This window comes from Selenomonadales bacterium, from assembly GCA_017442105.1.
Lineage (GTDB): Bacteria > Bacillota > Negativicutes > RGIG982 > RGIG982 > RGIG982.
This window is the reverse complement of the sequence record JAFSAX010000158.1, coordinates 1-5,686: the sequence shown is the minus strand read 5'-3', so window position 1 is coordinate 5,686 and position 5,686 is coordinate 1. Positions and strand designations below refer to the sequence as shown.

Annotated in this window: 5 protein-coding genes; 1 reads left to right on the top strand and 4 read right to left on the bottom strand. The window is 47.6% G+C overall.

Annotated features, from left to right (window positions below; all coding sequences use genetic code 11):
• Nucleotides 1-48: 48 nt before the first annotated feature.
• Both IJN28_06355 and mscL read right to left on the bottom strand, forming a co-directional pair.
• Complete coding sequence (locus IJN28_06355) at nucleotides 49-915, bottom strand: D-alanyl-D-alanine carboxypeptidase (GenBank protein MBQ6713389.1); 867 nt, start codon at nucleotides 913-915, stop codon at nucleotides 49-51.
• A gap of 31 nt (nucleotides 916-946) precedes the next feature.
• Complete coding sequence (gene mscL / locus IJN28_06350) at nucleotides 947-1,402, bottom strand: large conductance mechanosensitive channel protein MscL (GenBank protein ID MBQ6713388.1); 456 nt, start codon at nucleotides 1,400-1,402, stop codon at nucleotides 947-949.
• A gap of 205 nt (nucleotides 1,403-1,607) precedes the next feature.
• Between mscL and IJN28_06345 the strand changes: the two genes are divergently transcribed.
• Nucleotides 1,608-2,945 (top strand): MATE family efflux transporter, encoded by a 1,338-nt coding sequence (locus tag IJN28_06345; protein MBQ6713387.1) that lies wholly within the window; start codon nucleotides 1,608-1,610, stop codon nucleotides 2,943-2,945.
• 7 nt (nucleotides 2,946-2,952) lie between these two features.
• On the opposite strand, the gene ftsH is transcribed toward IJN28_06345, so the two are convergent.
• Together ftsH and IJN28_06335 are read right to left on the bottom strand one after the other, a co-directional pair.
• Entirely contained in the window at nucleotides 2,953-4,752 is a 1,800-nt protein-coding gene (ftsH, locus tag IJN28_06340) for an ATP-dependent zinc metalloprotease FtsH (protein ID MBQ6713386.1), read from the bottom strand.
• Nucleotides 4,753-4,864: 112 nt separating this feature from the next.
• Nucleotides 4,865-5,686 (bottom strand): DEAD/DEAH box helicase (locus IJN28_06335; GenBank protein MBQ6713385.1); only part of this gene is annotated, 822 nt, incomplete at its 5' end.

Sequence of the window (5,686 nt, the reverse complement as noted above, 5' to 3'; positions counted from 1 at the left end):
TAAAAAGAGAGAAAACGCTTATCTTGCGTTTCCTCTCTTTTTATCGTTTTATGCAGCTTTTTTCTTTCTTGCTTTCTTGCCTATTTTCTTCATTTTCTTATCAAAACCGTACTCCAACAATCGTTTGGCTTCTTGCCAACGCTTACCGTTTTCTACTTTCATCACAACAGCGATCAAAGATGTCTTTCCCTTTGTAGCAGATGCAACAAGACACTGTCCTGCGGCACGTGTCGTACCTGTTTTGATCCCGTCACATTCACTCATCATGCCAAGCAGTTGATTCGTATTACACAGCTTAATAACGCGCCCTGTATTACTGATACGTATCGACCGTTTCTGCATCTTTACGATTCGTTTGAACCGCTTGTTCTGATACGCATACGAAGCGATCTTAGCAAGATCTCTTGCCGTTGTATAATGCTCTTCATCAGGCAAGCCGTTCGCATTGGTAAAATGCGTTTTCGTTGCACCGATAGCATGCGCTTTCTTCGTCATACGCTCGGCGAAGGCTTTTTCCGAACCGTCGATATGTTCCGCGATAACGACTGCCGCATCGTTGCCCGATGACAGCATCAATCCGTACAGCAAGTCTTGCATCTGAATACGGTCGCCCGCACGAAGCTGTGCAGACGAACCTTCTGTTTTCGCCGCATGATCGCTGACTGTCGTGAGTTTAAGCGGATTTACGTTTTCGATCGCCAAGATAGCCGTCATCATCTTCGTCGTACTGGCAGGATAGATACGTTTATCCGCATCTTTCTCGTACAAAACTTCACCCGTTCGTGCATCGACAAGGATCGCCGTTTGTGCAGTCAGATCATCAAACGGAGCGCACTCCGCTATTGGCACCAAGAACAGCCAACAACAGAGTGCGCAGATAGTCTGAAAAATATATTTCATATGATTACGTTTCACCGTTTTAAAGACCCCTTCCGTCCGTTATGCGTTACGCACTTTTCTCCAAGGAAGAAGTACAATGCGGACATCTCGTTGCCGCATCATCAATAACCATTTGGCAGAACGGGCATTTGCGCGGTTCAGGTGCCGGTGCGGGTTCCGGTTCACGACGCAAACGATTCATCTGTTGAACAACAACAAATACAGCAAAAGCAACGATCAAAAAGTCGATCACCGAGTTGATGAACATACCGTACGCCAAGACAGGTACATTGGCAGCTTTGGCTTCAGCAAGCGTTGCCACTTCTTTATCAGACAAATTGATAAACAGATTCGAAAAATCGATCTTTCCCATCAAAAGACCGATCGGCGGCATCATTACATTTTCAACGAACGACGATACGATCTTGCTGAAAGCAGCACCGATAACAACACCGACTGCCATGTCCATGACGTTACCGCGCATAGCAAACTTCTTGAATTCATCTAAAAAATTACGAATCATGATACTCATCTTCTTTCCACGTAAATTTATTATGAATTAAAATTCGACATAAAATAAGTTTCCCCTGCTTTATTTTCTGCCCGTCTTTTTCGGATGAATAAATCATACTGCTATATCACGGACTTTTCCCAAAAAATGCGTGATTTAAGAGAACTTTATCTTGTGATACTAACGATAATAATGTTGCCAAAACAGGAGTACAGCTATGAAAAACATGACTATCGGTTCTCCGTTTCGCTTGATCTTGTTCTTCACGATCCCGCTTATCATTGGTAATATATTGCAGCAGATGTACAGTTTTATCGACACGTTGATCGTCGGCCGTACGCTTGGCGTCAATGCACTTGCCGCAGTCGGCTCAACAGGCAGTCTTATGTTCCTCTTGATCGGCACCGTGATGGGTCTGACGAACGGGTTCGCTATTATCACAGGTCATCATTACGGTGCAGGCGATATGGATAAGGTACGCCAAAGCATGGCAACAGGTCTGTTGTTGTCGTTTATTTTCTCTGTGCTTCTGACGATCGGCTCCATGCTCTTGTCGCGTCCGCTTCTCGAATGGATGCAGACACCACCAGAAATACTCTCCGATGCAAGTGTATTCTTGACGATCATCTGCGCAGGTACAAGTGCCTTCTTATTGCTCAATCTCTTATCTAATCTCAGCCGCGCCTTCGGCGATAGCCGCACACCGCTCTTGTTTCTGCTTCTCTCGACCGTGCTGAACGTCGTGCTTGAGCTGACTTTTTTGCTCGGATTCGGTTGGGGGATCGCAGGCGCGGCACTCGCTACGATTCTTGCTATTTTTTTGACAGCTCTCATCTATCTCGTCTACTTTCTTCGCTGTGATACGCTCTTTCGGTTTCAAAAACAAGATTGGTTCCCTCCTCTGCCCTTTTGGCTATCGCATCTTCGTGCAGGACTCAGTATGGCTTTTCAATCCTCTATCGTCGCCATTGGCTCTATTATCTTGCAGACATCACTCAATCAATTCGGCACAACGGCAATTGCCGCTTATTCCGCGGCACAAAAGATCGATGCCATAGCCACTATGCCAATGATGTCGTTCGGTATGACAATGGCAGCATATACAGCGCAAAATTTCGGTGCCAAAAAACTTGACCGTATCGCAGACGGTGTCCGCGCTTGTATCCGTATATCAATTTCCTTCGCCCTCGGCATCGGACTTATCAACACGACCTATGGACCTTGGCTCGTCAGCTTGTTCGTCGGAAGCGGTGAACAAGACGTTATCGAGCTTGCACAAATATATCTCAATCGCACAAGCCTTGCCTACTTTGTCTTATCGCTTCTTTTCATCTATCGGTATACCCTGCAAGGTCTTGGTAAAAACGTAATTCCTACGTTATCGGGCTTTATCGAACTTGCTGTGCGCATCTTCTCCGCCATCGTGATCGCATCTTATTTCGGATACAGCGGACTGTGCCTATCGTCACCACTGTCATGGACATTCGCTTGTATACCGCTTGCCATTTCTTATTATCTTACGATGCGCAGTTTCCTCTCACAAACAGAAAGATAGCGGAAGGTCATCTCCCTTCCGCTATCTTTTCAAGTTCATCACCCGATATGATCTCTTCTTGCTGCAACCTATGTGCGACTTCTTCCATAACAGCGCGATGTTCTTTCAGCAGATCTTCCACACGTGCCTGACTATCTTCAATGATACGCTTTACTTCGCAATCAATAAGCCGCATCGTCTGCGGTGCAATATCACGTCTTACGGTCATCTCTCCCGCCAAATATGCGCCCCGCTCCTCGGCATATCGCACTGCTCCGAGGATATCCGACATACCAAACTCCATGACCATGCGTCTAGCCAACATCGTGGCACGAAGTAGATCGTTCGAAGCACCGCTCGACACTTCGCCGAATACGATTTTTTCTGCAACACGACCTCCGAGCAGAACGGCTATCTGATTTTTTAGTTCCTCCTCACCCAAGAGATACCTTTCATCAGCAGGCAGCTGCATCGTATACCCAAGAGCACCTTTGGCCGTCGGAATAATGCTGATCTTATGCACCTTGTCCATCTTGGGCAGATAGTAGGCCGCAAGCGCATGACCGACCTCATGATAAGCAACCTTCTCCCGCACTTCATCGGAAAGCGGTGCCCTGCGACGCATACCTGCCACGACACGTTCAATAGCCGTATCAAAATCGTGCATATTCACTTCCGTACGACCGTCTCGCACAGCCATCAGAGCCGCTTCGTTTGCAATATTGGCAAGCTCCGCGCCCGAAAAACCAACCGTAACTTTTGCAATTCTTCGAAGATCGACCGTCCTATCAAGACGCATCTTCTTCACATGGATACCAAGAATATCCAATCGTCCTTCCTCTGTCGGCAACAGCACCTGTACTTGACGATCAAATCGACCGGGGCGCACAAGCGCAGGATCAAGTATCTCGGGACGATTCGTTGCCGCCATGATAATAACACCCGAATTCGCTTCGAATCCGTCCATCTCCGCAAGCAGTTGGTTGAGTGTATTCTCCTGCTCCGAGTTTCCACCGATACGTCCCGTCATGCGGCTTTGACCGATGGCATCGATCTCATCAATGAAGATGATGCACGGCGATTTGAGCTGTGCCTGTTTAAATAGATCACGTACTCGAGCCGCTCCAACGCCGACGAACATCTCAACAAAACTGGACCCTGTTAAAAAGAAGAATGGTACACCGGCTTCGCCTGCCGTCGCCTTCGCCAACAGCGTCTTGCCCGTACCGGGAGGACCTGCCAGAAGTACCCCTTTCGGCATCCGCGCGCCCATCGCTTGGAATCGTTCGGGTTCTTTTAAATAGGCAATGATCTCCTTCAGTTCCACCTCAGCTTCACCGACACCGCCCACATCGGCGAACCGCACACCAAGTAATTCTCCCTCTATCTCCTTCGCCTTACTTCGTCCGAATGACATCGTACTACCACCGCTCATTCGCGTAAAGATAAAGTACCACAACAACAATAGCGGAACGATCGGTAATAACCATCCGATCAAGGTATCGAGAAAACTTTCCGTTTCCTCTCTCGCACCGAATGACACCCCTGCTGCGATAAGCCGCTCTACCAGTTGGTCATCCGCGATCGCAACTGTACTCTTCACTTCTCGCACTGTATCTTCCGTTTCTTTCGTAAAGAAGATGATGCGCCCGTCTGTCAGTGTGACTTTCTCTATCTCACCGCTATCGAGCTTCGCAAGAAAATCGCTGTATGTGACCTCTGTCTTTGCCGTAAGATACGGCTCATAAAACCACCGATTGAACGCCCATGTAAAAAGAAGCGCCACGATCAGAAACGATACCGAAAAATTTCTTCTTTTTTTATCCATATATCTGCCACCGCCCTCTGTTATCCTCTCCTTATTTTGGATAAAAACAAAGCGCGCCATACCATACATACAAAAAAATCCCATCAATACATTGCATTGATGGGATCTTCTTCTATTTACCTTGTCTTGTACGTCTGCCACCGCGTTCTGCTTTCGGACGACGGTTACTGCGATTATCGTTGCCTCGATGGCTTTTCTTTTTCGCCTTGCGATCGAACGGATTATACGGAGCCACTGTTTTCGGTTTGTCTTTTACCGCTTTTTCTTTCGGCTCTTCCTTCACTGTTTCTTTCTTCACCTGCGGTTTCGTTTTTGCTTTTGCCGCTTCTTTATCAAGCGTCTGTCTGATATTCTGTTCGATCTTGCCGAGATAATAACGCTGACTGTCATTGACGAACGTCACCGCTTCACCGAGCTGACCGGCACGACCCGTTCTGCCGATACGATGGATGTAGCTTTCCGTATCGCGTGGAATATCATAATTGAATACGTGCGTAACACCTTCTACATCAAGACCGCGCGACGCAATATCGGTCGCAACGAGGATCTGGAGTTTCGCCTTGCTGAAATTGCGCATGACCTGAAGTCGTCTTGCTTGCGACAAGTCGCCATGAAGCGTATCAACAGCATAACCACGCTGCAAAAGCGCATCGCCTACCATTTCGGCACGTGCTTTCGTATGACAGAATACGATCGCCAAATACGGCTGACTTTCATTGATAAGCGCACACAGCTTGTCGAGCTTACGGTCCTCACTGATCGTAATGACACGCTGGCGAATATTCGTAAGTGTTACTTGCTCGCCTGTGATCTCAAGCTGAGCAGGACGTTTCATATAGTATGTGCTCAAGTCACGGATCGGCTGCGGTATCGTCGCCGAGAAAAAGAGCATCTGACGTTTCGGGCTTGTACGTTCGATCAATCGCTCTACATC

Coding starts and splice junctions, on each gene's coding strand:
- mscL (MBQ6713388.1), bottom strand. CDS start 1,402: ATGATTCGTAATTTTTTAGATGAATTCAAGAAGTTTGCTATGCGCGGT.
- IJN28_06345 (MBQ6713387.1), top strand. CDS start 1,608: ATGAAAAACATGACTATCGGTTCTCCGTTTCGCTTGATCTTGTTCTTC.
- ftsH (MBQ6713386.1), bottom strand. CDS start 4,752: ATGGATAAAAAAAGAAGAAATTTTTCGGTATCGTTTCTGATCGTGGCG.